The sequence below is a fragment of the Fusicatenibacter sp. genome (assembly GCF_977045365.1).
In genome coordinates this window covers 1-26,166 of the sequence record NZ_CDRRUH010000046.1, presented here as the reverse complement: position 1 = coordinate 26,166, position 26,166 = coordinate 1, and the positions used below count along the sequence as shown (strand labels likewise).

The window sequence follows — 26,166 nt, the reverse complement described above, 5'->3', positions numbered from 1 at the left end:
GGGATCACAAAATCCTCGCCGTGGCAGAAAAAGCCGCAGAATTTCACAGGCCCCGGAAGAACGAGTCCGGTAAGATGCCCCGTTTTTGGATTGAATTCCACATCAATCGGACAGCCGAGCGTTTTGCAGGTGCAGATATTGATGACTTCCTTCTGGCGGAGATCTACAACGCGCATACGGTGCTCCTTTTTACAGATTCCTATGGAAAAACATATGCGAAAATGTTGCTGCAGTTGACTTGAATTTCACGGAAAAATGCGTATACTGTAAAAGTAGAAAACTTTCCGAAATACTTATTAGAAACGAGGACGAAAGATATGAGATGTCCATTTTGTAATCAGGATAATACCCGGGTTGTGGATTCGCGCCCGATTGAAGACAGCAATGCGATCCGCCGCCGCCGGATGTGCGATGTCTGCGGCAGACGCTTTACGACATACGAAAAAGTGGAGACGATCCCTTTGATCGTCATCAAAAAAGATATGAACCGCGAGCAGTATGACCGCTCGAAAATCGAGACCGGCATCCTGCGCGCCTGCCACAAACGGCCGGTGTCCGCCGAGAAGATCAACGAGATGGTCAACAAGGTGGAGACGGAGCTTTTCAACGGCGAGGAACGCGAGATTCCAAGCTCTGTGATCGGAGAGAAGGTCATGCATTACTTAAAAGACCTGGATCAGGTGGCGTACGTCCGTTTTGCGTCGATTTACCGCGAGTTCAAGGACGTCAACACGTTCATGGACGAGCTGAAAAAGATGCTCGACAAATAGCGGGAGGCAAAAAATGGAAGTGTCGAACTATATTAAAATGCGTGATCAGATGCAGGAGCGCTTTCTGACGTACGATCAGAAGGAGATCGAAGGAAAGTATGGCTTTGCGTTTGATGACGATTATTTCTATGTGCCGTACCTTTTTGAGGAGTGGAGAGTGAACCGCCATACCGGCGTTGTGGAAGGATCCTGCGATCATTTCTTTCATGTCCATCAGGGCAGTTTCAACGAGACGCTGACGATTTTCGACCTGCTCTGCTGCGGAAAGAAGGAGATTGCGCTCGCCGGCACGTATGCGCGCACCAATTCCCTGAAAGGAACCATCAAAGGCCGCACGATTGCGTCCGGCATCCACGACAGCCGCGCTGCACGGTACGACGGCCGCGTGGAACAGCTGAAAAAAGCATGCGTTTCCCTTGGCGGAAAACCGTATTCCCCAGGAGACGCTGCTTTTGTTTTTGACGTTTTTCCGTTTGTGCCGCTCGTCTTTCAGTTCTGGGAATCCGACGAGGAATTCCCGCCGGTGCTGAAGTTCATGTGGGATGAAAATGTGCTCGATTACCTGCGGTTTGAGACATTGTATTACGTGATGGGCGACTTTCTGGACGCATTGGATAAAGCCTTCGATGCATGTAAAACGGAAGCCTGACACCGTATGGGAGACAAAATCTTACGAAAAATTTCCGAATGTTTATAAAAATTTCAGTATACGAATCCCCTGGTTTAATGCTATAATGAGCGAAAGCGAAAAAAGAGAGAGAAAGAAAGGGGAATGCATATGGCTTTTAGCATGAAAGTAACACCGGAAATAGAGGATCTGACAAACATCTGTCTGGACAATTCCAAAATGGATGTTTCTCTGTATGGAAAATACGATGTAAAACGCGGACTGCGCGATGTCAACGGCGTTGGCGTCCTTGCAGGACTGACACAGATTTCAAACGTTGTGTCTTCTGACATCATCAACGGCGTCAAGACACCGTGTGACGGACGTCTGTACTACCGCGGTATCAACGTGGAAAAACTGACCCAGGGCTTTTTGAGTGAAAACCGTATGGGATTCGAAGAAGTTGCGTACCTGCTCTTATTTGGAAATCTGCCGAATGAAGAGCAGCTCAATCATTTTAAGACGATCTTAAAACAGCAGCAGTCCCTGCCGAAGAACTTTGTGCGTGACGTTGTTATGAAAGCGCCGACCAAGGACATGATGAACACCCTGTCCCGAAGCGTTCTGACCCTGTACGCGTACGACAACCACGCAGATGATACCTCCCTTCCGAATGTACTTCGCCAGTGCATTAACCTGATTTCTGTGTTCCCGATGCTGTCCGTCTATGGCTATCAGGCGTACAACCATTATATCAAAGGAAAAAGTTTATATATCCACAATCCGTCGAAGAAGCTTTCCACCGCAGAAAACATTCTGTTGATGCTCCGCCCGGATCAGAAATACACCCCGCTGGAGGCGAAGATCCTCGATCTTGCCCTCGTCCTCCACATGGAGCACGGCGGCGGTAACAACTCGACCTTTACAACACATGTTGTTTCTTCTTCCGGAACCGATACGTACTCCGCAATTGCAGCGGCGCTCGGCTCCTTAAAGGGACCGAAGCACGGCGGTGCAAACATCAAGGTTGTGCGGATGTTCGACGATATGAAGTCACACGTCAAAGACTGGACGGATGAGGAAGAAGTATCGAATTACTTAAGAAAGCTGCTGCACAAAGAGGCGTTCGACCAGAAAGGCCTGATTTATGGTATGGGCCATGCGGTTTACTCCATTTCCGACCCGCGTGCGCGCATCTTCAAGACCTTCGTTGAGCAGCTGGCAAAAGAAAAACACAGAGAGAAAGATTACCGGCTGTACGCTATGGTCGAGGAACTGGCTCCGAAGATCATCGGCGAGGAGCGCCATATTTACAAAGGTGTATCCGCAAACGTCGACTTCTACAGCGGCTTCGTTTACAGCATGCTGGATCTTCCGCTGGAGCTCTACACCCCGATGTTCGCCTGCGCGCGTATCGTCGGCTGGAGTGCACACCGGATGGAGGAGCTGATCAACACCGACAAGATCATCCGCCCGGCGTACAAGAGTGTCAAAGATGAAGTGGACTATGTTCCGCTGGAAAACAGATAAAACAGGCAGAAGGGCCGGAGCGTGTCGGGATTTTCCGATCTGCTCCGGCATTGTTCTGTGCAGGAAGTAATGTGTCATTGTGAAAATAGGAGAGTGCAGGAGAATGAACGAGACAAAAAATTACAGCATAACAAAATCCGGAGCAGTTATACTGGAAGGAGGAGCCAACCGCGGCGTCTTTACAGCAGGAGCGCTGGACTTTCTGATGGAGCAGGAGTATTATATCCCTCATGTGATCGGCGTTTCCGCCGGAGCCTGCAATGCGCTGGACTATGTATCGCGCCAGATCGGCAGAACGAGGGACTGTATGATTGTCACGGATGAGAAAAACCGCTATGTCAACAAGAATATCAAGACAATCGTTGAGAAAAAAGCACTGCTCGACATGGATATGGTGTTCGAACGGTATCCGTATGAGGTTTTCCCATTTGATTTTGATACGTATTTTGCATCGCCGCAGACGTGTGAGCTGGTTGTGACAAACTGTGAGACGGGACGCGCGGAATATCTGGATGACCGCGAAAATAAAGAACGTCTGCTTGCAATCGGCCGTGCATCATCGAGCATGCCGATTGCCTGCCCGATGGTGGAGATCGACGGAAACGAGTACGTCGACGGCGGTGTTGCCGATTCGATCCCGATTATCCGTTCCTTAAAGACGGGGCACCGAAAAAATGTCATTATTCTGACACGGAATTTTGGTTACCGCAAAAAAGAGGGAACGAGAGGCTGGGAGCTGTATGTGGCGGCATTCCGCAAATACCCGAATCTCGTGCGTGCGCTCGTAAACCGCGCGAAACATTATAACCAGGTGCTCGAATGCATCGAAAAATGGGAAGAAGAAGGTTCCGTCTTTGTGATCCGCCCGGAGATACCGGCGGTATCGCGTCTCGAAAAGGACGAGGAGAAGCTGCGGGAATTTTACCAGCACGGCTATGACCAGATGAAAGCAGATTTTGAGGCTCTGCAGGAGTTTCTGAAAGAAGAATAAAGTTACTGTATAAACGAAAAGAGGATTGGAGAAAGAAGATGAGTGGAAAAAACCAGAAGAACCAGGGAACTATACTGATGCGGATGTTTTACCCGGACCGGAGAGAAAAAAGTGCCTATACGATCGATTACGCGGATCTGTACCGGAAAGGATACCGGGGCGTGATTTTTGATATTGATAATACGCTTGTTCCGCACGGTGCGCCGGCGACGAAGGAGGCGGCTGCGTTCTTTGCGTCTCTTCGGGAGACTGGTTTTTCCACCTGTCTGCTTTCCAACAATCAGAAACCGCGTGTGGCTCCGTTTGCCGATACGGTCGGTTCTATCTATATCGAAAATGCGCACAAGCCTTCGGTGAAAAACTACCAGGAGGCATGCCGGAGAATGGGGATCAAAGAGGAGCAGGCGGTCTTTGTCGGGGATCAGCTTTTCACCGATGTGTACGGTGCAAAACGGACCGGACTTTACAATATTCTGACCGAGCCGATCAATCCGAAAGAGGAAATTCAGATCGTTCTGAAACGGTATCTGGAGCACATGGTACTGTTCTTTTATGAGCGTGATCTGGCCCGCGGCAGGATTACGAAAAAAAACAGTTGAAAAATCGGGAAAAATATTATATTATAAGATAAGCCTATGGTGCGCATCTGGCGCATCGTACTATGTTAAGGAGGAAAAATCAGAATGATTTCAGCAGGAGATTTTAGAAACGGCGTTACCCTCGAGATCGATGGTCAGGTCGTTCAGATTCTTGAATTTCAGCATGTAAAACCTGGTAAAGGAGCTGCATTCGTAAGAACAAAATTAAAAAATGTCATCAACGGTGGTGTGGTAGAGCGTACCTTCCGTCCGACTGAGAAATTCCCGCAGGCTCGTATCGAGCGTGTAGACATGCAGTATCTGTACAGCGATGGTGATTTATTCTACTTCATGAACGTAGAAAACTATGAGCAGATCGCTCTGAACGAAGAGACCATCGGAGATGCTCTGAAATTCGTAAAAGAAAACGAAATGGTTAAAGTATGTTCCTACAACGGAAATGTATTCGCAATCGAACCGCCTCTGTTTGTAGAGCTTGAGATCACCGAGACTGAGCCAGGCTTCAAGGGAGATACCGCACAGGGTGCTTCCAAACCGGCTACCGTTGAGACTGGTGCTACCGTAAGCGTTCCGCTGTTCGTAAACCAGGGAGACAAAATCAAAATTGATACCAGAACAGGTGAATATCTGTCCCGTGTATAAGTAAGACTGTTCCCGCCGTTGTCCGTCACAACTTTCTTTGTGGCGGACACGGTTTTCTAAATAAATAGAATATTCGTCTGAAAAATGGCTGATAAAGGCTGTCGGAAGCAGCCCTGGCCCGTTTTTCTCATCGTTCGAAGTTCCGCGAACCAACGAATCTCTGGCATATACAGATCTGTACAGAGGTTTTTAAGTTGTGTTTTCCGGAGCTTTTTTGTTCCGTAAAGCAAAAATACAAAAGGCAATCAATCAGGAAAGGTGGGAAAAAATGGACTATCAGATGTTCAAAGAGCAGCTTGCCGCGCTGCTGAAAAGAAAAGCCGGCGATGATTTTGAGGTGAAGGTAGAATCGGTGCAGAAGCTGAACGGTATCGAAAAAGAGGCGTTTGTCATCAGCAGAAAGAAGGACTGGATTGCACCGACGATCTACGTGGAGCTTCTGTATGAATGCTGTCTGCAGGGCGTGCCGCTTTCTCAGATTGCAGAAAAGGTACTGGAGCAGTACCGGAAAGTGGAAGCGGAGGCGAGAAGACCGGAGAAAGCTGCCTTTTTTACCAACTGGAAAAATGCTGCGCCGCAGATCTACTGCGAGCTCATTCATGCGGAGAAAAACCGTACGCTGCTCTCCGACGTTCCGCACAGAAAATTTCTCGATCTCGCGGTCGTGTACTATTACCAGATGCGGGGAAACCGCGTGCCGGATGCGACAATTCTGATCCACGAGACGCACCGGGAGCTGTGGGGGATTTCGGCGGAGGAGCTGGACGCCCGTGCCTGGGAGAACACCCTGCGGGATCTGCCGGTGCGCACAGACAGCCTTATGGTGTATTTGAAAGAGGAGTACGGAGTAACGTTTCCCCTGTTCGAGCTTGGTCCGCTGGCGGAACAGTTTTACCTGGTCAGCAACCGCAGAGGAAAGCTGGGTGCAATCTGCATGTGCTATCCCGGCGTGCTGGAGAGCCTTTCGCAGCGCTTTGAGGCAAGTCTTTATGTGATTCCGAGCAGTATCCACGAGTGCATGGTGATCCCGGATTATGATGTATTCCCAGAGGAGTGTCTTTCCGACATGGTACGGGATGTGAATGAAAAGACGGTCAAGCCGCAAGAGATTCTGTCGGATCACGTTTATTATTACCACCGGGAAAGCGGGGAACTGACGCTGTGTGAGGAAGAAACGTAAGCTGCGTGGCAGAATAGTCTGCGAATAATCTAGGAAAGAAAAAAATGGGCGGCTGGGTGGGAAAAATACTTTACAATTGCAGGAGTCTGTGGTAAACTGTCATAGTGTGGTTGAGAAAACAGATCACATCAGCGTCTGTAGCTCAGGGGATAGAGCAACGGTTTCCGGTACCGTGTGTCGGGGGTTCGAATCCCTCCAGACGCGTTTTTGCTACATGGCATGCTGCGGCGGGCAGGACCGGCGCAGGACAAGGAAAGCCCCTGCTTCGGTGTGAAGTAGAGGTTTTTTTGCTTACTGAGCATATCAATAACTGATCCGGCGGATCAGTTTTGATGAAGGAGGAAAAATATGGCAAAACCAATGACAACAAAAGATAAAATCCGGGAATGGATTTCCGATAATCTGCGCTACATGCTTCTGATCGGAGCAATTCTCCTGATTGTGGCAGCGGTTCTTCTCATCGTTCATCTGGTATCACCAAAAAACGATGGAAAATCGAGCGGCGGAACCGTAACAAGCAGCAGCACCGGAAACAATGTGCCGGATAAAAAGACACAGGTAAAAGCAGACAGCAAAGCAGATTCTGAGGACAGCACAGGCACTTCATCGGACGTTTCGGATTCTGCGAATGCTTCCAGTACCGATACCGCCAGTGCGCCGGATGCAGAGGCTGAGCCGACAAGTGCGCCGGAAGCGGCAGACGATACCAATAATACAGAGAATACCGATAATACGGCTGTCTCCTTTGCCGCGGACAATGTCCCGGAAGTAAGCACAGTGCTGGAGCAGTATTACACCGCGCTCGGTGCAAGGGATATCAACGGTCTTTTTGCAGTAACAGACAATCTGACCGCGGAGGAGCAGGCGCAGATTGAGGCAGAAAGCGACGTGGAGTCATACGGAGATGTAAAGGCCTACACGATCAGCGGTCCAAGCGACGGAACGTACATCGCGTTTGTCAGCAGCAGATGCAAATATCTGGGAATCAACCAGACCCTGCCGATGCTTTCGGAGTATTATCTCTACACGACAGAAGACGGCATCCTGAAAATCATGGATGATACCGACAGCGATGCGGCCGTAACGGAGGCTATGAAAGCAGCGCTCGAAAAAGAAGAAGTCAAAAATCTGATCGAACAGGTTCAGAACGATTATCAGAATGCACTCGATGCAGATGCTTCCCTGAGAGCATATGTAGAAAGCATTCAGTAGGAACAATAGAATAATACAAAATGAAAAAAGCAGTTTCTGGTTTTTATGAAACTGCTTTTTTGGAAGGATAAAATCATGCGCTTAAACAAATACTTAAGTGATGCGGGCGTCTGCTCGCGGCGGGAGGCGGACCGTCTGACAGAAGCGGGAGAGATTACTGTAAACGGAAAATGCGCGGAAACCGGCATGCAGGTAGAGCCTGGCGACGTTGTTGTTGTGAAAGGCAAAACCGTTGTCCCGGAGGGGAAAAAAGTCTATCTCGCCTTCAACAAACCGCGCGGCATCATCTGTACTGCGGAAAAACGGGAGAAAAACAACGTCATCGATTATCTGTCCTACCCGGTGCGGATTTACCCGGTGGGAAGACTCGATAAAGATTCGGAAGGCCTCCTTCTGATGACGAACGACGGTGCGATTGTAAATGGTATCATGCGTGCCAGAAACCGCCACGAAAAAGAATACCAGGTCGAGGTAAACAAAGAGATTACACCGGAATTTCTGAAAAAAATGGCATCCGGCGTGCCGATTCTCGATACCGTGACGCGCCCGTGCCGGATCCAGAAAACGGGAGAGTGCAGCTTTACGATTATTCTGACGCAAGGGCTGAACCGTCAGATCCGGCGGATGTGCGAAGCATTAGGATATCGTGTCACAAAGCTGAAACGTGTGCGGATCATGAATATTCACTTGAAAGACCTGAAAACAGGGGAGTACCGCCCTTTAACGGAAAAAGAATTAGCAGAACTGAAAAAGCAGATCGGGGAGGAAAAGCTATGAACGAGACAGAACGGATGAAGGAACTGGTCAAAAAGCTGAACGAAGCGGCAAAAGCCTATTACCAGGAAGACCGGGAGATCATGAGCAACCTGGAGTACGACACGCTGTATGACGAACTGCAGGCATTAGAGGAAAAAACAGGCGTAACACTCGCCGGAAGCCCGACCACAAAAGTCGGCTACGAGGCGATGGACGAACTGCCGAAAGAAGCGCACGAGTCGCCGATGCTTTCCCTTGATAAAACGAAAGATGTGGAAGTGCTCCGCAGCTTCATCGGGGATCACAAAACGCTGCTGTCCTGGAAGATGGACGGTCTGACCGTCGTTCTGACGTACCGCGGCGGTACCATCGCAAAGGCCGTCACCCGTGGAAACGGTGTGATCGGAGAGGTTGTCACGAACAATGCAAAAGTGTTTGAAAATATTCCCTTGAAAATCCCGTACCAGGGAGAGCTGGTTCTGCGCGGCGAGGCGATCATCCGCTATTCCGATTTTGAGAAGATCAATGAGGAGATCGAGGATGTCGATGCGAAATACAAGAATCCGAGGAACCTCTGCAGCGGTTCTGTGCGCCAGCTGAATAATGAGATTACGGCAAAACGCCACGTTCATTTTATGGCATTTGCGCTTGTGAGCGCTCCGGAACAGGATTTCGAAAATTCCAGAATCCGTCAGATGGAGTGGCTGAAAGAGCAGGGCTTCGAGGCGGTGGAATACAAGGTTGTCACCAAAGATAACCTCGACGAGGCGATGCAATATTTCTCCACGAAAATAGAGACAAACGATTTCCCGTCCGATGGCCTTGTCGCGTTGTATGACGATATCGCCTACGGAGAATCACTCGGTACAACCGCGAAATTCCCGCGGAACGCTTTCGCCTTCAAATGGGCGGATGAACAGAAGGAGACCACTCTGCTTGAAATGGAGTGGAGCCCGTCGAGAACCGGTCTCATCAATCCGGTTGCGGTTTTTGAGCCAGTCGAGCTGGAAGGAACTTCGGTTTCCCGCGCAAGCGTCCACAACATCAGTATCATGCGTTCGCTGGATCTCGGTGTGGGTGATAAAATCCTTGTCTACAAAGCAAACATGATCATTCCACAGATCGCAGAGAATCTGACGAGAAGCGGCGTGCGCGATATTCCGGAAACGTGTCCTGCCTGCGGCGGTGCCACCCGGATTCAGATGATGAACAATGTCGAGACCCTCTACTGTACGAATCCGGAGTGCCCGGCAAAATTCATGAAGGCATTCACCCTGTTTGTAAGCCGCGACGCGATGAACATCGACGGCATGTCGGAGGCAACGCTCGAAAAATTCGTGGGCCACGGCTTCATCCGTGAGTTTGCCGATATTTTCCGTCTCGACCGCTACCGCGACGAGATTGTGGAGATGGACGGTTTCGGTGAAAAATCATACCAGAATCTGATCGACAGCATCGAGCGCGCGAAAAACACAACGCTGCCCCGCCTGATTTTCGGGCTTGGCATCTTAAATATCGGTCTTGCAAACGCGAGAATGATCTGCAAAGCCTTCGATTTCGATCTCGACCGGATCCGGAATGCATCGGCGGAGGAGTTCGCACAGATCGACGGTGTCGGAGAAGTGATTGCAAAAAGCATCGTGGATTACTTTGCGGATGAGGAAAACAAGGAACGCCTTGAGCGCCTTCTGTCGTATCTGACGATTGAGAAGCCGCAGGCAAGCCAGGAAGAGCAGAAATTAGCCGGTCTTACCTTCGTCATCACCGGAAGTGTGGAACATTTCCCGAACCGGAATGCATTAAAGGCAAGAATCGAGGAGCTCGGCGGAAAAGCCACCGGAAGTGTAACGGGAAAGACGAGCTATCTGATCAACAACGACACGACATCCAGTTCCTCCAAAAACCGCAAAGCGCGCGAACTCGGCGTGCCGGTGATCTCAGAAGAGGAATTTCTGAAGATGACAGAAGAATAACGAAATATCTGCAAAGGCGGTTTGCATCCCGCGCGGGAATCTGCTATAATCGGAAACAGACGGCAGAAATTCCTGCCGGAAAAAGCAAACCGCCTTTCTACGCAGAGAAAAGCGCGGCAGATCAAGAAGAATAGAAACGAGGAAAAAGAATATGCCGGTTAAAGTTCAGGCAGATTTACCTGTAAAAGAAATACTCGAAAGTGAAAATATATTTGTCATGGACGAGACAAGAGCGGTTCATCAGGACATCCGTCCGCTGAAGATTATGATCCTGAATCTGATGCCGCTGAAAGAGGATACCGAGCTGCAGCTTCTGCGCTCCCTTTCCAATACCTCCCTGCAGGTCGATGTCACCTTTCTGATGGTGGCAAGCCACGAGGCAAAAAATACATCGACCAGCCATCTGAACACGTTCTATGTGAAATTTGAGGATGTGCGGAAAAATTATTACGACGGTATGATCATCACCGGTGCACCGGTCGAGCAGATGGAATTTGAAGAAGTTGACTACTGGGATGAACTGACAAAGATCATGGACTGGACGAACACACACGTTACCTCCACGATGTTCCTCTGCTGGGGAGCCCAGGCGAGTCTGTATCATTTCTACGGACTGAAGAAACGGATGCTTCCGGAGAAGAAATTCGGGCTGTTCTGGCACAAAGTCAACAACCGCAAGATCCCGCTTGTGCGAGGCTTCGATGACGAGTTTCTGGCACCGCATTCCCGCCACACAGAAGTACCGATCGACGATATCCGTGCCTGCAAAGATGTCACGATTCTCGCAGAGTCCGACGAAGCCGGATTCTATCTTGGCATGGCGGAAGAGGGAAGAAAGATTTTCGTGATGGGTCATCCGGAGTACGACCGTATGACGCTCGACGGCGAGTACCACCGCGATAAAGACAAAGGGCTCCCGATTGAGATTCCGAAGAACTATTATAAAAACGACGATCCAAATACAAAACCAGTGCTTTTATGGCGGTCGCATGCGAACAATCTGTACACGAACTGGCTGAACTACTATGTATACCAGGTGACCCCGTATAATCTTGACGGAACTCCGGATTTTTCGGGAAAATAAGAGAGAAAAAGAACCCCCGCACCGGGCGCACACCGGCTGCGGGGGTTTGCTGTAAAAATCTGCTATAAAAAACGGAAAGCTTTCCGGCTTACCGTTTGAAATCAAATAATGTTTTCAGCGGAATTTCGAGTGCTTCCGCAATATCCATCAGCTTGTTTAGAGACAGAGAGGTATGACTGTTTGGCGCTTCGATGTTGCTCATATGTGTACGGCTGATCTGGACAGCTTCGGCAAGCTCACTTTGCGTTAATCCGCGTGCTCTGCGATAAAAAGCGATGGTAAGACCGAGGAGGCGCATCTCCTCCGTATGACGTTCTCCCATTGCTGCGGCTCCTTTCTGAACAGAGTGATACAAAGACTTATATAATATTTATCTTAAACGATTAAATACCAAAAAGAAACAACTTTAAATTTTTATAATGCACATGTAAATTGTGCAAAATATAGAAATTATCCATCAGAATAATAGGAAAACAGGAAAAAGAGTTCTTTTGACAAATGAGAGGTTTTTGTGTATGCTGTAGAAAGCACCAACAAATAAAATCGGAGGTTTTTGCATATGAAAGAGTCGATCCATACCATTCCGCTGATGGATGCATTCAAGGCGGAAGATGAGTGCCCGTTCTGCTATCTGGAGCGGGAAGCAGAGCAGCATGCGATTTCGTTTGCGCTCGGTTCCGGCGCATCCTATATGGAGGATGATGTGCGTGCGGAAACAGACGCGATGGGATTCTGCCGCCACCACTATAAAATGATGTACGATTACGGAAACCGTCTCGGAAGCGGTCTGATTTTATCTACCCATCTGAAAAAACTGAACCAGGAGCTTGCCGCACAGATGGATCTGTTTGCACCGGGAAAATCCTCGGTGTTCAAGCGGATGCAGAAGACATCCCTCGACAAACAGGGCCGTGAGACTGCGATCGGCCAGTGGATTGATGAGAAGACGCATTCGTGCTACGTCTGCGATCACTTCAAGGCAAACTATAACCGCTATCTTGATACGTTCTTTGATCTCTACAAAAAAGACGAGGAGTTTGCAAGACTGTTCCGCGAGGGAAAAGGCTTCTGTCTGCCGCATTTTGCGGATCTGGTAGAAACGGCGGAGAAAAAGCTGAATGATAAACAGAAAGCGGAATTTTACCCGACTCTGTTCAAAATCATGAAAGAAAATTACCAGCGGCTGCAGGAAGAGGTAACATGGTTTACTGACAAATTCGATTACCGCAACAAGGATAAGGACTGGGGAAATTCAAAAGATTCCATCCAGCGCTGTATGCAAAAATTAGGCGGCGGCTATCCGGCGGATGAGCCGTTTACGGAAGGATTATAATTCTTGTTTATAAAAGGAGCATAAAGTTTCGATGCAGAAGTTTTATCAGAGATTAAAAGAGAATCAAAAGGAGCGCGCCCGGTGCGCGTTTCTTGTTTTGTATTTCGGCGTGCTGGCGGTGCTGCTGTTTCTGGCGCGCCCGCTGCTGGATACGACGGCGGCAGACCGGGAGTGGAGTATTCACTTTCTGTTCCCGTGCCTGCTGGCGTGTATCATACTGACGACAGTCGTCAGTTTCTGCCGGTTTGCTGCAAAGCCGGACCAGAAACCAAAACCGCGCTATGTGGGATGGAAACAGCCGGTTCTGATGCTGGCAAACGCGGCATATCTGTTTGCCACGCTGGAATTTGTCACAAACAGCCAGTTCCGGGAGATGAAATGGTATTATGCGCTGTTGAATATCGGTGTCATTTTCGTACTTTCCATTCTCATTTCCCTCTTTCTGAACTCCATCCGCCGCGCGATGATTTTCATGAACATCTTTTATTTCTGCATGAGTCTGGTATTCTACTATGTTTATCTGTTCCGCGGAGAAGCGTTCCAGCTCATCGACCTGTACAGCATTGCGACGGCGGCGGACGTAGTCGGCGGCTACAAATTCGAGATCACAGGTGAAATCGTGACTTTGTTTATCACGATGATGCTCGTTGTGCGCCTCTGGCTGCAGAGCCGGGAATACCGTTTTGCACGGAAAACGAGGAATAAAATTCTGCTCCGCGTGGCTGCTGCTGCGCTGACGCTCGGAACATACCTGGCGTACATGAATCTGAACTGGAACGCCGAGTTCGGTGTCATCAGCGATCTCTGGAATCCGGCGAAGACGTACCGTCAGTACGGAACGACGGTCGGTTTTACCGCGGTCGCCAAATACATGCGCCTGACACCGCCGGACGGCTATTCGAAAGACGAAGTGACAGTGATTGCCGATACGAGCGAGAAAGAGACAAAAACAGAAGATCTTCGAAAAGATAATGCCGACGGCGTGACACCGGTCAATATCATTGCGATCATGAACGAGTCGTGGTTTGACTACCGTTCCGTCGGCGATCCGCAGACGAGCGGGAGCTACATGCCGTTCCTCGACTCGCTGACCGAAAATATCATCAAAGGGCACACGCTGACGTGTACCAAGGGCGGCGGAACAGCAAAAACGGAGTATGAGTTCCTGACCGGAAACTCCTGCAAGCGGTTCCCGGGTATGGTGCCGTACGTCAGCTACTTTACACACAGCCAGTATTCCCTCGTCACGACATTAAAAGACCAGGGCTATCAGGCGATCGCGATGCATCCAAACAAGGCGACGAACTGGAAGCGGAGCACCGCGTACCGTTTCCTTGATTTTGATGATTTTATCTCGATTGATCAGTTCTCCGACACGGCCAAGCGGTACCGCGGTATGATCAGCGATCAGGCGAACTATGAGAAGATCGTGGAAACCTACGAGAACAAGGAGCCGGGCAGCCCGTTCTTCCTCTTTGATGTGACGATGCAGAACCACAGCGGCTACACGAACCGTTATTTCCAGGCAGATATCAACTGCAACGGCTACGACAGTGATGAGGCCGATCAGTATTTCTCCCTGTTAAAGCTTTCCGATGAGGCAATTTCCTATCTGATCCGGTATTTCCAGCAGGTGGACGAGCCGACGATGATCATTATGTTCGGCGATCATTCCCCGAAGCTGCCGGATGCGTTTGAAACATGGATTGCCGGAGACGCCTATCAGAATCTTTCGGTCGAGGATCAGGAGAAGTTCTATGGAACGCCGTTCTTCATCTGGACCAACTACAGCATGAAATCCGAGAGCAATGTCTGGATCAGCACAAACTATCTCTCAAGCTATGCATTAAGCCTTACCGGCCTGGAACTGACACCGTACAACGAGTATCTGCTCGACCTGCGCGGGAAGATGCCAGCGCTCAACCACCTCGGCTTTTTAGCAAGTGACGGAACGTGGTACCGCTGGAACGACAGCGATGCGCCGGAGGAGGATCTCGAGTACGAACGGCAGTATGAATGCCTGCAGTACAATGAACTGATCGACAAAAAAGACCGGGATGACAGCTTTTTTACAATTTCCGGTGAAAAAGACGAAGAATAAGGGCTTTCCCTACTTGCCAGAAAACGGAAACCTATGGTAGACTATACTCCGTATGACCGGGAAACCCCGGCGGTAACTTCACGTTTACAATTAAGAATAAGAAAATGAGGTTTTAAAAAGTATGATTGCAGCAAATAATGTGACACTTCGTGTCGGAAAAAAAGCGTTGTTTGAAGATGTCAATATCAAATTCACCGAGGGAAACTGCTACGGCATGATCGGTGCCAACGGAGCGGGAAAATCAACCTTCCTGAAAATCCTGTCCGGCCAGCTTGAACCGACAAACGGAGACGTAACCATCACACCGGGCCAGCGTCTTTCCTTCCTCGAGCAGGACCACTTCAAATACGACAGCTATCCGGTACTTGACACCGTTATCATGGGAAATGCCCGTCTCTATGAGATCATGAAAGAGAAAGAGGCGCTGTACGCAAAAGAAGACTTCACCGATGAGGACGGTATCAAAGCGAGCGAGCTCGAGGGCGAGTTTGCAGAGATGAACGGCTGGGAGGCCGAGACCGATGCAGAGCAGCTCTTAAACGGCCTTGGCATTGAGCCGGAACTGCACTACGCACAGATGGCAGACCTGACCGGCAGCCAGAAGGTCAAAGTTCTTCTTGCAAGAGCCCTGTTCGGAAACCCGGACATCCTTCTTCTCGACGAGCCGACCAACCACCTGGACCTCGATGCGATCGAGTGGCTTGAGGAGTTCCTGATCAACTTCGAGAATACCGTTATCGTCGTATCCCACGACCGTTACTTCCTGAATAAAGTCTGCACCCAGATCGCAGATATCGATTACGGAAAAATCCAGCTCTATGCCGGAAACTACGACTTCTGGTTTGAGTCCAGCCAGCTGCTGGTAAAACAGATGAAAGAGGCGAACAAGAAGAAAGAGGAGAAGATCAAAGAGTTACAGGACTTTATCTCCCGGTTCAGCGCCAACGCATCGAAGAGTAAACAGGCTACTTCCCGTAAGAAAGCCCTGGAGAAAATCCAGCTCGACGATATCAAACCGTCCAGCCGGAAATATCCTTACATCGATTTCCGTCCAAACCGTGAGATCGGAAACGACGTTCTGCAGGTAGAGGGACTGACCAAAACCGTAGACGGCGTGAAAATCCTGGATAACTTAAGCTTCACCCTCGGAAGAGAAGATAAAGTTGCTTTCGTCGGAAGCAACGAGCAGGCGATCACTATGCTGTTCAAGATTCTGACCGGAGAAGAAGAGCCGGATTCCGGTTACTACAAATGGGGCGTAACCACCACACAGGCTTACTTCCCGAAGGACAACACCGCAGAATTCGACTGCGACCTGACCATCGCAGACTGGCTGACCCAGTATTCCGAGATCAAGGACGTAACGTATGTCCGCGGATTCCTCGGAAGAATGCTTTTTGCCGGTGAGGACGGCGTGAAACGTGTCAGAGTCCTTTCCGGAGGAGAGAAAGTGCGCTGCCTGCTCTCCAAGATGATGATTTCCGGTGCAAACGTTCTCGTTCTCGACGAGCCGACCAACCACCTGGATATGGAGTCCATCACTGCACTGAACAACGGTCTGATCAAATTCCCGGGCGTGCTGCTGTTTACCTGCCACGACCATCAGTTTGTACAGACCACAGCAAACCGTATCATGGAGATCCTTCCGAACGGCGCGCTGATCGATAAGATGACCACCTACGACGAGTATCTTGCAAGCGATGAGATGGCAAGAAAACGTCATGTCTACACAATGACAGAGGAAGATAATTAAAGATGAGCAAAAAGACGACAGTTTCCGGCATTCTGCTGGTGTTGCTTGTGCTGGCCACAACGCCGCTTCTTGGAACGGACAACGTTTCGTTCCTGAAGTGGTGGCTTATGACCCTGGTGCTCGGTATCGGATTTTATCCGGCTGCCGCAGCGCTGTTTCCGCGGTTTCATGACCGGGGATGGATGTTTTCCAAAGTGCTTGGCATCGTTGTTTCCGGTTTTGCTGTATTTGCTCTTGGAAGCTTCGGACTGGTTCCGTTTACCGCACCGGTCTGCCTGATCACGGTCGGTGTACTGATCTTGGCTTCCTGGATTTTCGGCTGTTTTAAGGTACGCGTCCATGCGCCGGAAATCGACTTCCTGATGATGGAAGAAGTGTTGTTTTTCGCCTTTTTCCTTCTCTGGACCTACCTTGCGGGCTTCCACCCGGAAGCACACGGAACCGAAAAATTCATGGATTATGGTTTTATGAAGGCCATGATGCGCAGCACCGCCGTTCCGGCAGAGGATCTCTGGTACAGCGGAAGCGGTATTAACTACTATTACGGCGGCCAGTTCTATGCCGTATTTCTGACGAAGATTACCTTCACGGATGTAAAGCAGACGTACCATCTGATGCGTACGATGGTGGCATCGTTCGCGTTTGTTCTGCCGTTTTCGATCACCTACCATCTGGCAGAGTCGCGTGCGTGCCACCGCATCCGGAAAGAGGGCGGCAATAAAAGCCAGATTGCACCGGTGCTTGGCGGTCTTCTTTCGGGAGGCGCCGTTTCCCTTGCCGGAAATATGCACTATGTGATTTACGGCTGTATCCGCCAGTGGCTGGGGCTGAACGAATCGGCCTACTGGTTCCCGAGTTCGACCCGCTATATCGGGTATGACCCGCTCGTGGAAAATGACCGCACGATCCATGAGTTTCCGTCGTATTCCTTTGTGCTCGGCGACCTGCATGCCCATGTGGTGAATGTCATGTTCGTCCTGCTGGTGCTGTGCCTTTTGTATTCCTACGTGAAGAATACCTGCCGTGATCCGGAAAAAGAGTGGAAATGGTCGTTAAAAGACGTTCTGCTCCAGCCGCAGATCATCGCGGCGAGCTTTCTGACCGGTGTGTTCCACTGGTCCAACTACTGGGATTTTGTTATCTATTTCGTCGTGATTACAGGCTTTGCGTTGTACGGTGCGCTGTACCGGTATCATGCGCGGGCGAAAGAGACGATCGGAACGGTTCTCCTGCAGGCTGCAGAAGTTTTTGCAATTGGAACGATTGTCGCCCTTCCGTTTACAATGAAGTTTGAGACGATGGTTTCCGGTGTCGGCATTGCCAAGCACCATTCGATGCTGTATCAGCTGGCGATTCTCTGGGGCCTTCCGACGGTGCTCGTTGTGCTGTTTATCGCAGCCGTCCTGCTCGCATGGCGGAAAAACCGTCATCTTCCGGGCATGGAGCGGCAGGGACAGATTGTGCTTGCCGATGGAAAGACGCAGGAAGAGGTGGAAGAGCAGGCCGTTGCCCTGATTCTGGGAGAGAAAAAACCGGAGCCGGGCGAAAAAGAAACGACAGAAAAGCCAAAAAAAGTTTCTGCCTTCTGTGATTTCTGGAGAGAGATTGCGGTGAGCGATATGGTGATCGGTATTTTAGGCCTCTGTGCCATCGGCCTTATCATCATTCCGGAGCTCGTCTATGTGCGCGATATCTACGAAGAATCGTATGCGCGCTCCAACACGATGTTCAAGCTGACGTATCAGGCATTTATCCTGTTCGGTATCTGCATGAGCTACATCATCACGCGGTTCCTGCTCTGGAAAAAAGAGCGGATTCTGCAGGTGTTCGGCGGAATCGGGCTGGTACTGCTTTTATGGACCTTCGGCTATTTTGGAACGAGCGTGTACTCCTGGTTTGGAAATGTTTTCGATCTGTCCGAGTACCGCGGACTCGATGCGACAGCGTATCTGGAAAATGTCTTTTCCGAGGACGCAGGTGCCATCCGCTGGCTGGATGAAACAATAGAAGGACAGTCGGTTGTGCTTGAGGCGAACGGCGACAGCTACAGCGATTACGAGCGCGTTTCCGCAATGACCGGTCTTCCGACCGTGCTTGGATGGTATGTCCATGAATGGCTCTGGAGAGGGAATCCCGCAGACTTAAATGTCCGCGCCGGGGACGTGAAACAGATGTACACCTCGACCGATACGAATGAGGTGCTGCGCCTGCTGGAGCAGTATCATGTGACCTACATTTTTGTGGGAAGCAAAGAAAAGGAGAAATACGGCGATGCGCTGAACGAATCGCTGCTGCAGTCCATCGGAGATATCGTTTACCAGGATACTGCGTCCGGTACGTATATTCTTCAGGTGCAGGATACATAAAGAACAAAAACAGGAGAAAAGAACCGCCGGGTGCGGCATCTTTTCTCCTGTTTTTCATATAATACAGGGAATGCAGAAGAAAGTGCGAAGGGCAGACCATGCGGAGATTCCGAAAAGTGCGGCACGTTCCTCTGCCGCTTCTGGCTGTGATAATGGCGGCTATTCTGTTTGCAGAGCTGGCACGGTGTGAAAGAGAAGGCGCGAAAGAGACAGCGGCGGAAGCAGAAAAAAGTGTGCCCCGCCGTGCGGCGCTGACATTTGATGACGGGCCGAATGCGTGCTATACGCCGGAGGTGCTTGAAATTTTAAAAGAAAATGAAATTCCGGCAACGTTTTTTCTGCAGGGGCAGTGTCTTGCCGGAAACGAAGAAATCGTCCGCCGGATGCATGCGGAAGGCCATCTGATCGGAAATCATACGTTTCATCATGTTCAGCTTACGAAAGTATCAGAAGAGGAAGCGAGGGAGGAGGTCGTGAAAACAAGCAATGCAATCTACGAGATCACAGGGGAATATCCTGCCTATATCCGTCCGCCGTTCGGGGAATGGAGAGAGGGGCTGGACCTTGCAGTGATGATGATCCCGGTACTCTGGGATGTGGATTCCCGCGACTGGGAGAGCCAGAACACCGAGGCGGTCTGCAGCGCGGTGCTTCCGAATGTGAAGGATGGCAGCATTATTCTCATGCATGACGGCTACCGCGCGACGGTGGAAGCGCTGCGGCGGATCGTAAAAGAATTAAAAGAAGAGGGATACACATTTGTGACGGTGCGTGAGCTGATTGAAGAATAGCTTCCGCGGATTCCATCGAACATAGTTGCGGAGAAACCGAGATTAAGGGGTTGAGGATACCCGCCAAAATGTGATAAGATAAAAGGCAGGAAGAAAAATGGGGTGAAAAATACATGGATTTGTTTGATTATATGAAAGAAACCACAATGGAAAAAGAGTCCCCCCTCGCATCGCGCATGCGCCCGGCAACGCTGGACGAGGTGGTTGGACAGGAGCACATCATCGGCCCTGGAAAGCTGTTGTACCGTGCGATCAAGGCGGATAAACTCGGCTCTGTCATTTTCTACGGCCCTCCGGGAACGGGAAAAACGACGCTTGCCCGCGTCATCGCCAACACGACAAGCGCAGAGTTTACCCAGCTGAATGCCACGACAGCCGGCAAAAAGGATATGGAAGAAGTCGTAAAAGAAGCGCAGCAGCGGATCGGCATGTACGGCAAAAAGACGATTCTCTTTGTCGACGAGATCCACCGCTTCAACAAGGGGCAGCAGGATTATCTGCTTCCGTTTGTGGAGGACGGCACACTCGTTCTGATCGGTGCGACGACGGAAAACCCGTATTTCGAGGTCAACGGGGCGCTGATTTCGCGTTCCATTATCTTTGAATTAAAACCGCTCGAAAAAGAGGACATCGAAAAACTGCTGGAGCGTGCGGTGACGGACCCGGTAAAGGGGCTCGGGACGTACAACGTTGTGCTCGATGCGGATGCAAAAGAGTTCCTCGCCGATATCGCAGGCGGTGACGCGAGAGCGGCCTTAAATGCAATCGAGCTGGGCGTCCTCTCGACGGAACGTCAGGCGGACGGAAAAATCCATATCGATCTCGAAACGGCATCGGAGTGCATCCAGAAGCGCGTCGTGCGGTACGACAAGACGGGCGATCAGCATTACGATACGATCTCTGCATTTATCAAGAGCATGCGCGGTTCTGACCCGGATGCGGCGGTCTTTTATCTGGCCAAAATGCTGTATGCCGGGGAGGATATCAAGTTTATCGCCCGCCGCATCATGATCTGCGCGGCGGAGGATGTCGGCCTTGCCGATCCGAATGCCTTAAATGTAGCAGTTTCCGCGTCCCTTGCCGTGGAACGCGTCGGCATGCCGGAGGCGCAGATTATTCTGGCGGAGGCAGCCACGTACGTTGCCTGTGCACCGAAGAGCAATTCTTCGTGCGAGGCAGTCTTTGCGGCGATGAAGACGGTCGGAAGTGTGCGGACGTCGGTTCCGCCGCATCTGCAGGACGCCCATTACAAAGGTTCTGCCAAACTCGGCCACGGTGAAGGCTATCAGTATGCACATGATTACCCGAATCACTACGTCGAGCAGCAGTATCTGCCGGACGAGATCTTAGGAAGCCGTTTCCTTCATCTTGGAACGAACGGCTATGAGCAGAAGATCCGGGAAAACTTCAAAAAAATTGGAAAAGACATCGAATAAAAGGGGAAGAAACCATGACAGACTGGCTTGGAAAGCCGTATTATTCGCTGGACGCCTATCTGAAAAAGACGTTCGGGGAAAAAGTGTACAAGCTCTCGCTCGACGGCGGGATGACGTGTCCGAACCGGGACGGCACCTGCGGTGACCGGGGCTGCATTTTCTGCAGTGCGGGCGGCTCCGGTGATTTTGCCGGGGACAGAAACAAATCCATCCCGGAACAGATTCGGGAGCAGAAATCCCTCCTGCAGCAAAAGCGGCCGGTGCATAAGTTCATCGCCTATTTCCAGGCGTATACGAACACGTATGCGCCGGTGGAATATCTGGAAAAAATTTTCCGGGAGGCAATTTCGGACGAGGAGGTCGTGGTCCTTTCGATCGGAACGAGACCGGACTGCTTAGGGGAAGAGGTTCTTTCTCTGTTAGAAGAGCTGAACCGGATCAAACCGGTCTGGGTGGAGCTGGGACTGCAGACGATGCATGAAAAAACGGCACAGTATATCCGGAGGGGCTATCCGCTTTCCTGTTTTGAACAGGCAGTAAACGAGCTGCACAGGCGGGGGATTCCCGTGATTGTCCACACGATCCTCGGTCTGCCGGGGGAGGGACAGGAAGAAGTCTTTGCAACAATGGATTACCTGAATGGACTTTCCATTTCCGGCATCAAGCTTCAGCTGCTTCATGTGCTGAAAAACACGGATCTTGCGGCGGACTACGCGGCCGGAAAATTTGAGGTGCTGGAGCAGGATGCGTATCTTACCCTTGTCATCGACTGCCTGCGGCGCCTCCGTCCCGATCTTGTGATCCACCGTGTGACGGGAGACGGCCCCGGGGATCTTCTGATTGCACCAACATGGAGCCAGGCAAAACGCACCGTCTTAAATGAGCTGCATCACCGCATGAAAGAAGAACATGCGTATCAGGGACAGCTTCTGGACGAAGAAAAAGGAGGAAACACACCGTGATTGAATCATCCTTTACGTTATACAAACTGATTATTCTCTACATGCTGCAGAATGTGAATTTTCCGCTGTCAAATACACAGATTTCGGATTTTATCCTGGAAAAAGAGTACACGAACTACTTTCATCTCCAGGAGGCGTTAAGCGAGCTGCAGGATACAAAGCTGATCGAGATCGAGAAGGTGCGCAACACCTCGTACTACCACATGACTGAGGAGGGCAGCAAGACGCTTTCCTTCTTCGAAAACGAGATCTCTCCGGAAATTCGGGAGGAAATCGACCGCTATATGAAGGAACACTCCTATGAACTGCGGAAAAAAGCGTCCGTTGTGGCAGATTACTACAAGACCGCGGGGGATGACTACGAGGTCCGCTGTCAGGCAAGAGAGCGGAAGACGACTATTTTTGAGATTGTCGTGACGGTTCCGTCCGAGGAGGCGGCCAAAAAGATCTGCAGCAACTGGGAAAACCGGAGTCAGAAGATTTATGCTTCGATTATGAATGAACTGTCAAGATAACGATTGACAGGAATGGTGGCATATAATAGAATAAATTAGTATGTCTAAAAAGCATAAACATGAAAAACATGGAAAACATAGTAAATAAGATTTTAGATTCCAAAGGAGATAAAACCGTGCCTGATTATACAAAAGAAATTGAAAGACGGCGTACCTTCGCCATCATTTCCCACCCGGATGCCGGTAAAACCACACTGACCGAGAAATTCCTGCTGTACGGAGGAGCCATCAACCTCGCCGGTTCCGTAAAAGGAAAAGCGACTGCGCGCCATGCCGTATCCGACTGGATGGAGATCGAGAAAGAGCGTGGTATTTCCGTTACCTCTTCCGTTCTGCAGTTCAATTACGACGGCTACTGCATCAACATTCTGGATACCCCGGGACACCAGGACTTCTCGGAGGATACGTACCGTACCCTGATGGCAGCCGATTCCGCCGTCATGGTCATCGACGCATCGAAGGGTGTCGAGGCACAGACCAGAAAGCTGTTTAAAGTCTGTGTCATGCGCCACATCCCGATCTTTACCTTCATCAACAAGATGGACCGCGATGCGAACGATACCTTCGAGCTGCTCGACGAGATCGAAAAAGAGCTCGGCATTGCAACCTGCCCGATCAACTGGCCGATCGGTTCCGGAAAGAAATTCCGCGGTGTTTACGACCGTGACAAAAAGAAAGTCCTTACCTTCTCCGATACAATGAAGGGAACGAAGGAAGGTATCGAGGAAGAAATCGATATCGACGATCCGCATCTTCTCGATGTGGTCGATGAGGACCAGAAAGAACAGCTCATGGATGAGATCGAGCTGCTCGACGGCGCAAGTGCAGAGTTTGACCAGGAGCTTGTCAGCAAGGGAGAGCTCTCCCCGGTATTCTTCGGATCTGCGCTCACCAACTTTGGTGTGGAGACTTTCCTGCAGCACTTCCTCACGATGACGATGCCGCCGCTTCCGCGTACGGCAGACTGCGGCGTGATCGATCCGGTCAAAGAGGATTTCTCTGCGTTTGTCTTTAAAATCCAGGCAAACATGAACAAAGCACACCGTGACCGTATCGCATTCATGCGCATCTGCTCCGGCAAATTCGACGCCGGAATGGAAGTCTTCCATGTGCAGGGAGAAAAGAAAATGCGTCTTTCCCAGCCGCAGCAGATGATGGCGAGTGACCGTCATATTGTTGATGAAGCATACGCCGGCGATATCATCGGTGTATTTGACCCGGGCATCTTCTCCATCGGAGATACGATCTGTATGCCGGGCAAAAAATTCGCATACGAGGGAATCCCGACCTTCGCGCCGGAGCATTTTGCAAGAGTGCGCCAGCTCGATACGATGAAGAGAAAACAGTTCGTCAAGGGAATTTCCCAGATTGCACAGGAAGGTGCGATCCAGATTTTCCAGGAGTACAAAGGCGGCATGGAGGAGATCATCGTCGGCGTTGTCGGCGTCCTGCAGTTTGACGTTTTAAAATACCGTCTGGAGAACGAGTACAACGTGGATATCCGTCTGGAGAACCTGCCGTATGAGCACATCCGCTGGATCGCAAACAAAGAGGAGATCAACCTGGACCGTATTCAGGGTACATCCGATATGAAGAAGGTCATGGACCTCAAGGGAAATCCGCTCCTTCTCTTTGTCAATCCATGGAGTGTCGGCATGGTACAGGATCGAAACAAAGACCTTGTTCTGACCGAATTCAGCAAAAACTAAGAACAAAAGAGCGGGATGCCGCTTAAAAAGGAGAAGGAATGAACTTATTCGATATTCTGGGCCCTGTGATGGTCGGTCCGTCGAGTTCGCATACAGCGGGTGCAGTGCGGATTGGATGGATGACGCAGAAGCTTCTCGGAGAACAGCCGGTGGAAGCAAAAATCCTGATGTACGGTTCCTTTGCCGCAACGGGAAAGGGCCATGGAACGGACCGCGGTCTCGTCGCGGGTCTTCTCGGCATGCGTGCAGACGACGAGCGGATCCCGCACAGCTTTGAGATTGCCGATGCGGCGGGCCTTTCCTATTCGTTCGGCATTGCCAATCTGACGAGTGCCCATCCGAACAGCGTTGTTCTGGAGGTGAAGGGAAAGAGCGGCAGGACACTTGAAGTGCAGGCGTGCTCCCTTGGCGGCGGCCGCATCATGATCAACCGTCTCGACGGGCTGGATGTCAACTGTACCTGCGAGATCCCGACGCTCATTGTCCACAATCTCGACCAGCCGGGCCATGTAGCGGAGGTTACGTCGATGCTGGCACACAAATCGGTCAACATCGCCAACATGTCTCTCTACCGCGACAAAAGAGGCGGATCGGCTGTCATGGTTGTGGAGATGGATCAGCCGCTCTCGAAAGAGTCCCTGCAGTGGCTGGAACATCTCGAGGGCATCGTAAAGGTAACCTACATTAACGTGACGGAAGGAGAAGAGGACAATGTCTTATAATTCACTGGAAGAAATTGTCCGGGAGTGCGAAGAAAAAGCTCTGCCGTTTGATGAGATCATCCTTCTGGACGATATGAATGAGAGAAATGTAAAACGGGAGGATTCCCTTGCCGCCATGTACGGCATGTGGGAAGCCATGAAACGCGCGGATGCAGGCTACGACGGAAACTTAAAATCAAGAAGCGGCCTGGTCGGCGGCGCCGGTGCGGCGATGAAAGCGTATGTGGAGAGCGGAGAAGCACTCTGCGGTTCCTTTGTCGGCGATGTGATGGCATCCGCCCTTGCAATGGGGGAGTCGAATGCCTGCATGAAGCGGATCGTTGCGGCTCCGACCGCGGGAGCCTGCGGTGTTCTTCCGGCGGTGCTGGTCAATTACCAGAAACGGAACGGAACACCGGATGAGGAAATCGTGCGCGCGCTCTACACGGCAGCCGGTATCGGCCAGGTCGTCGCGGCACGGGCCTACATTGCGGGCGCTTCCGGCGGCTGTCAGGCCGAAATCGGAACCGCAAGTGCAATGGCGGCCGGGGCACTGACCGCACTTCGAGGCGGATCTCCGTCCCAGATTACACATGCGGCGGCGATGGCGTTAAAAAATCTGCTCGGCCTCGTGTGCGACCCGGTCGGCGGTCTTGTCGAGGTTCCGTGCGTCAAGCGGAATGTCATTGGCTCCGTGAATGCACTTTCCGCGGCAGATATGGCACTTGCCGGAATTTCAAGCCGCATCCCGCCGGATCAGGTGATTGATGCAATGCGCGAAGTCGGCGATCAGATACATCCGACCCTTCGCGAAACCGGCCAGGGCGGCCTTGCCAACACGCCGGCGGCACGCGAGTGGTGCGCGGCACAGGAAGAAGAATAAAAAATCCTTTTATTTTCGGATTATTTTTGGTATAATGAAAGAAAGTCAGCCAAGGAGGAGGTCTTTTAAGATGGCAGAGGCAAAAATTCAGAAAAGAAACACTTATACGATATATGATGACGAAGGAATCGGAACCGTGCAGATTGCAGACGAGGTAGTAGCTATTATCGCAGGACTTGCGGCAACGGAAGTGGACGGGGTAGCCTCCATGGCCGGAAATATTACCAACGAATTAGTCAGCAAGCTTGGCATGAAAAATCTTTCCAAGGGTG

General features: G+C 50.7%; 24 protein-coding genes and 1 tRNA gene. 24 read left to right on the top strand and 1 reads right to left on the bottom strand.

Annotated features, from left to right (window positions below; translation table 11 throughout):
* Positions 1 to 317: 317 nt before the first annotated feature.
* The 12 genes from nrdR (at position 318) to metA (ending at position 11,344) form a co-directional block, all read left to right on the top strand.
* On the top strand, positions 318 to 770 hold the full coding sequence (gene nrdR, locus ACY2VW_RS10480; protein ID WP_022462512.1) for a transcriptional regulator NrdR: 453 nt from the start codon (positions 318 to 320) through the stop codon (positions 768 to 770).
* A 13-nt stretch (positions 771 to 783) separates the two neighbouring features.
* Positions 784 to 1,419 (top strand): DUF3786 domain-containing protein, encoded by a 636-nt coding sequence (locus ACY2VW_RS10475; protein WP_461878027.1) that lies wholly within the window; start codon positions 784 to 786, stop codon positions 1,417 to 1,419.
* A 129-nt stretch (positions 1,420 to 1,548) separates the two neighbouring features.
* Entirely contained in the window at positions 1,549 to 2,907 is a 1,359-nt protein-coding gene (locus tag ACY2VW_RS10470) for a citrate/2-methylcitrate synthase (protein WP_461878026.1), read from the top strand.
* 103 nt (positions 2,908 to 3,010) lie between these two features.
* Complete coding sequence (locus tag ACY2VW_RS10465) at positions 3,011 to 3,898, top strand: patatin-like phospholipase family protein (RefSeq protein WP_461873991.1); 888 nt, start codon at positions 3,011 to 3,013, stop codon at positions 3,896 to 3,898.
* 74 nt (positions 3,899 to 3,972) lie between these two features.
* On the top strand, positions 3,973 to 4,497 hold the full coding sequence (locus ACY2VW_RS10460) for a YqeG family HAD IIIA-type phosphatase (protein WP_461878028.1): 525 nt from the start codon (positions 3,973 to 3,975) through the stop codon (positions 4,495 to 4,497).
* Positions 4,498 to 4,581: 84 nt separating this feature from the next.
* Positions 4,582 to 5,139, top strand: coding sequence for an elongation factor P (efp, locus tag ACY2VW_RS10455; RefSeq protein ID WP_022462517.1), 558 nt, complete (start codon positions 4,582 to 4,584; stop codon positions 5,137 to 5,139).
* 268 nt (positions 5,140 to 5,407) lie between these two features.
* Positions 5,408 to 6,319, top strand: a complete 912-nt coding sequence (locus ACY2VW_RS10450; protein ID WP_461878025.1) for a DUF5688 family protein — start codon at positions 5,408 to 5,410, stop codon at positions 6,317 to 6,319.
* Between the two features lie 131 nt (positions 6,320 to 6,450).
* Positions 6,451 to 6,523, top strand: a tRNA-Arg gene (locus ACY2VW_RS10445).
* A gap of 144 nt (positions 6,524 to 6,667) precedes the next feature.
* On the top strand, positions 6,668 to 7,531 hold the full coding sequence (locus ACY2VW_RS10440; protein ID WP_461878024.1) for a hypothetical protein: 864 nt from the start codon (positions 6,668 to 6,670) through the stop codon (positions 7,529 to 7,531).
* Positions 7,532 to 7,606: 75 nt separating this feature from the next.
* The gene (locus ACY2VW_RS10435; RefSeq protein WP_461878023.1) at positions 7,607 to 8,308 is read left to right on the top strand and encodes a pseudouridine synthase; all 702 of its coding nucleotides are present in this window, start codon (positions 7,607 to 7,609) and stop codon (positions 8,306 to 8,308) included.
* Positions 8,305 to 10,260, top strand: a complete 1,956-nt coding sequence (ligA, locus tag ACY2VW_RS10430) for an NAD-dependent DNA ligase LigA (protein WP_461878022.1) — start codon at positions 8,305 to 8,307, stop codon at positions 10,258 to 10,260. Before ACY2VW_RS10435 ends, ligA begins: the two co-directional genes overlap by 4 nt.
* Before the next feature lie 151 nt (positions 10,261 to 10,411).
* Positions 10,412 to 11,344 carry a homoserine O-acetyltransferase MetA gene (gene metA / locus ACY2VW_RS10425; protein ID WP_055228462.1) on the top strand — a complete coding sequence of 311 codons (933 nt, stop codon included), beginning with the start codon at positions 10,412 to 10,414 and terminating at the stop codon, positions 11,342 to 11,344.
* 88 nt (positions 11,345 to 11,432) lie between these two features.
* Here metA and ACY2VW_RS10420 read toward each other — a convergent pair whose 3' ends face one another.
* Entirely contained in the window at positions 11,433 to 11,666 is a 234-nt protein-coding gene (locus ACY2VW_RS10420) for a helix-turn-helix domain-containing protein (RefSeq protein WP_022462523.1), read from the bottom strand.
* Between the two features lie 237 nt (positions 11,667 to 11,903).
* Here ACY2VW_RS10420 and ACY2VW_RS10415 point away from each other — a divergent pair, with 237 nt between their 5' ends.
* The 12 genes from ACY2VW_RS10415 to ACY2VW_RS10360 form a co-directional block, all read left to right on the top strand.
* A complete protein-coding gene (locus ACY2VW_RS10415) occupies positions 11,904 to 12,677 on the top strand; it encodes a DUF6062 family protein (protein WP_117509116.1) in 774 nt (257 codons plus the stop codon).
* Positions 12,678 to 12,708: 31 nt separating this feature from the next.
* The gene (locus tag ACY2VW_RS10410) at positions 12,709 to 14,778 is read left to right on the top strand and encodes an LTA synthase family protein (RefSeq protein ID WP_461878021.1); all 2,070 of its coding nucleotides are present in this window, start codon (positions 12,709 to 12,711) and stop codon (positions 14,776 to 14,778) included.
* A 121-nt stretch (positions 14,779 to 14,899) separates the two neighbouring features.
* The gene (locus ACY2VW_RS10405) at positions 14,900 to 16,531 is read left to right on the top strand and encodes an ABC-F family ATP-binding cassette domain-containing protein (protein WP_022462526.1); all 1,632 of its coding nucleotides are present in this window, start codon (positions 14,900 to 14,902) and stop codon (positions 16,529 to 16,531) included.
* 2 nt (positions 16,532 to 16,533) lie between these two features.
* On the top strand, positions 16,534 to 18,897 hold the full coding sequence (locus ACY2VW_RS10400; protein WP_461878020.1) for a DUF2298 domain-containing protein: 2,364 nt from the start codon (positions 16,534 to 16,536) through the stop codon (positions 18,895 to 18,897).
* A gap of 116 nt (positions 18,898 to 19,013) precedes the next feature.
* Complete coding sequence (locus ACY2VW_RS10395; RefSeq protein WP_461878019.1) at positions 19,014 to 19,688, top strand: polysaccharide deacetylase family protein; 675 nt, start codon at positions 19,014 to 19,016, stop codon at positions 19,686 to 19,688.
* A gap of 113 nt (positions 19,689 to 19,801) precedes the next feature.
* Entirely contained in the window at positions 19,802 to 21,124 is a 1,323-nt protein-coding gene (locus ACY2VW_RS10390; RefSeq protein WP_195531220.1) for a replication-associated recombination protein A, read from the top strand.
* Positions 21,125 to 21,138: 14 nt separating this feature from the next.
* A complete protein-coding gene (gene mnmL, locus ACY2VW_RS10385; protein WP_173829411.1) occupies positions 21,139 to 22,086 on the top strand; it encodes a tRNA modification radical SAM protein MnmL/YtqA in 948 nt (315 codons plus the stop codon).
* Positions 22,083 to 22,601 carry a DUF4364 family protein gene (locus tag ACY2VW_RS10380; RefSeq protein WP_022462531.1) on the top strand — a complete coding sequence of 173 codons (519 nt, stop codon included), beginning with the start codon at positions 22,083 to 22,085 and terminating at the stop codon, positions 22,599 to 22,601. Before mnmL ends, ACY2VW_RS10380 begins: the two co-directional genes overlap by 4 nt.
* 116 nt (positions 22,602 to 22,717) lie before the next feature.
* Positions 22,718 to 24,310, top strand: a complete 1,593-nt coding sequence (locus tag ACY2VW_RS10375) for a peptide chain release factor 3 (protein WP_195531222.1) — start codon at positions 22,718 to 22,720, stop codon at positions 24,308 to 24,310.
* A gap of 38 nt (positions 24,311 to 24,348) precedes the next feature.
* Positions 24,349 to 25,032, top strand: coding sequence for an L-serine ammonia-lyase, iron-sulfur-dependent subunit beta (sdaAB, locus tag ACY2VW_RS10370; RefSeq protein ID WP_461878018.1), 684 nt, complete (start codon positions 24,349 to 24,351; stop codon positions 25,030 to 25,032).
* The gene (sdaAA, locus tag ACY2VW_RS10365; RefSeq protein ID WP_461878017.1) at positions 25,022 to 25,894 is read left to right on the top strand and encodes an L-serine ammonia-lyase, iron-sulfur-dependent, subunit alpha; all 873 of its coding nucleotides are present in this window, start codon (positions 25,022 to 25,024) and stop codon (positions 25,892 to 25,894) included. Before sdaAB ends, sdaAA begins: the two co-directional genes overlap by 11 nt.
* A gap of 70 nt (positions 25,895 to 25,964) precedes the next feature.
* A partial coding sequence (locus ACY2VW_RS10360; RefSeq protein WP_461878016.1) for an Asp23/Gls24 family envelope stress response protein occupies positions 25,965 to 26,166 on the top strand: 202 nt, incomplete at its 3' end.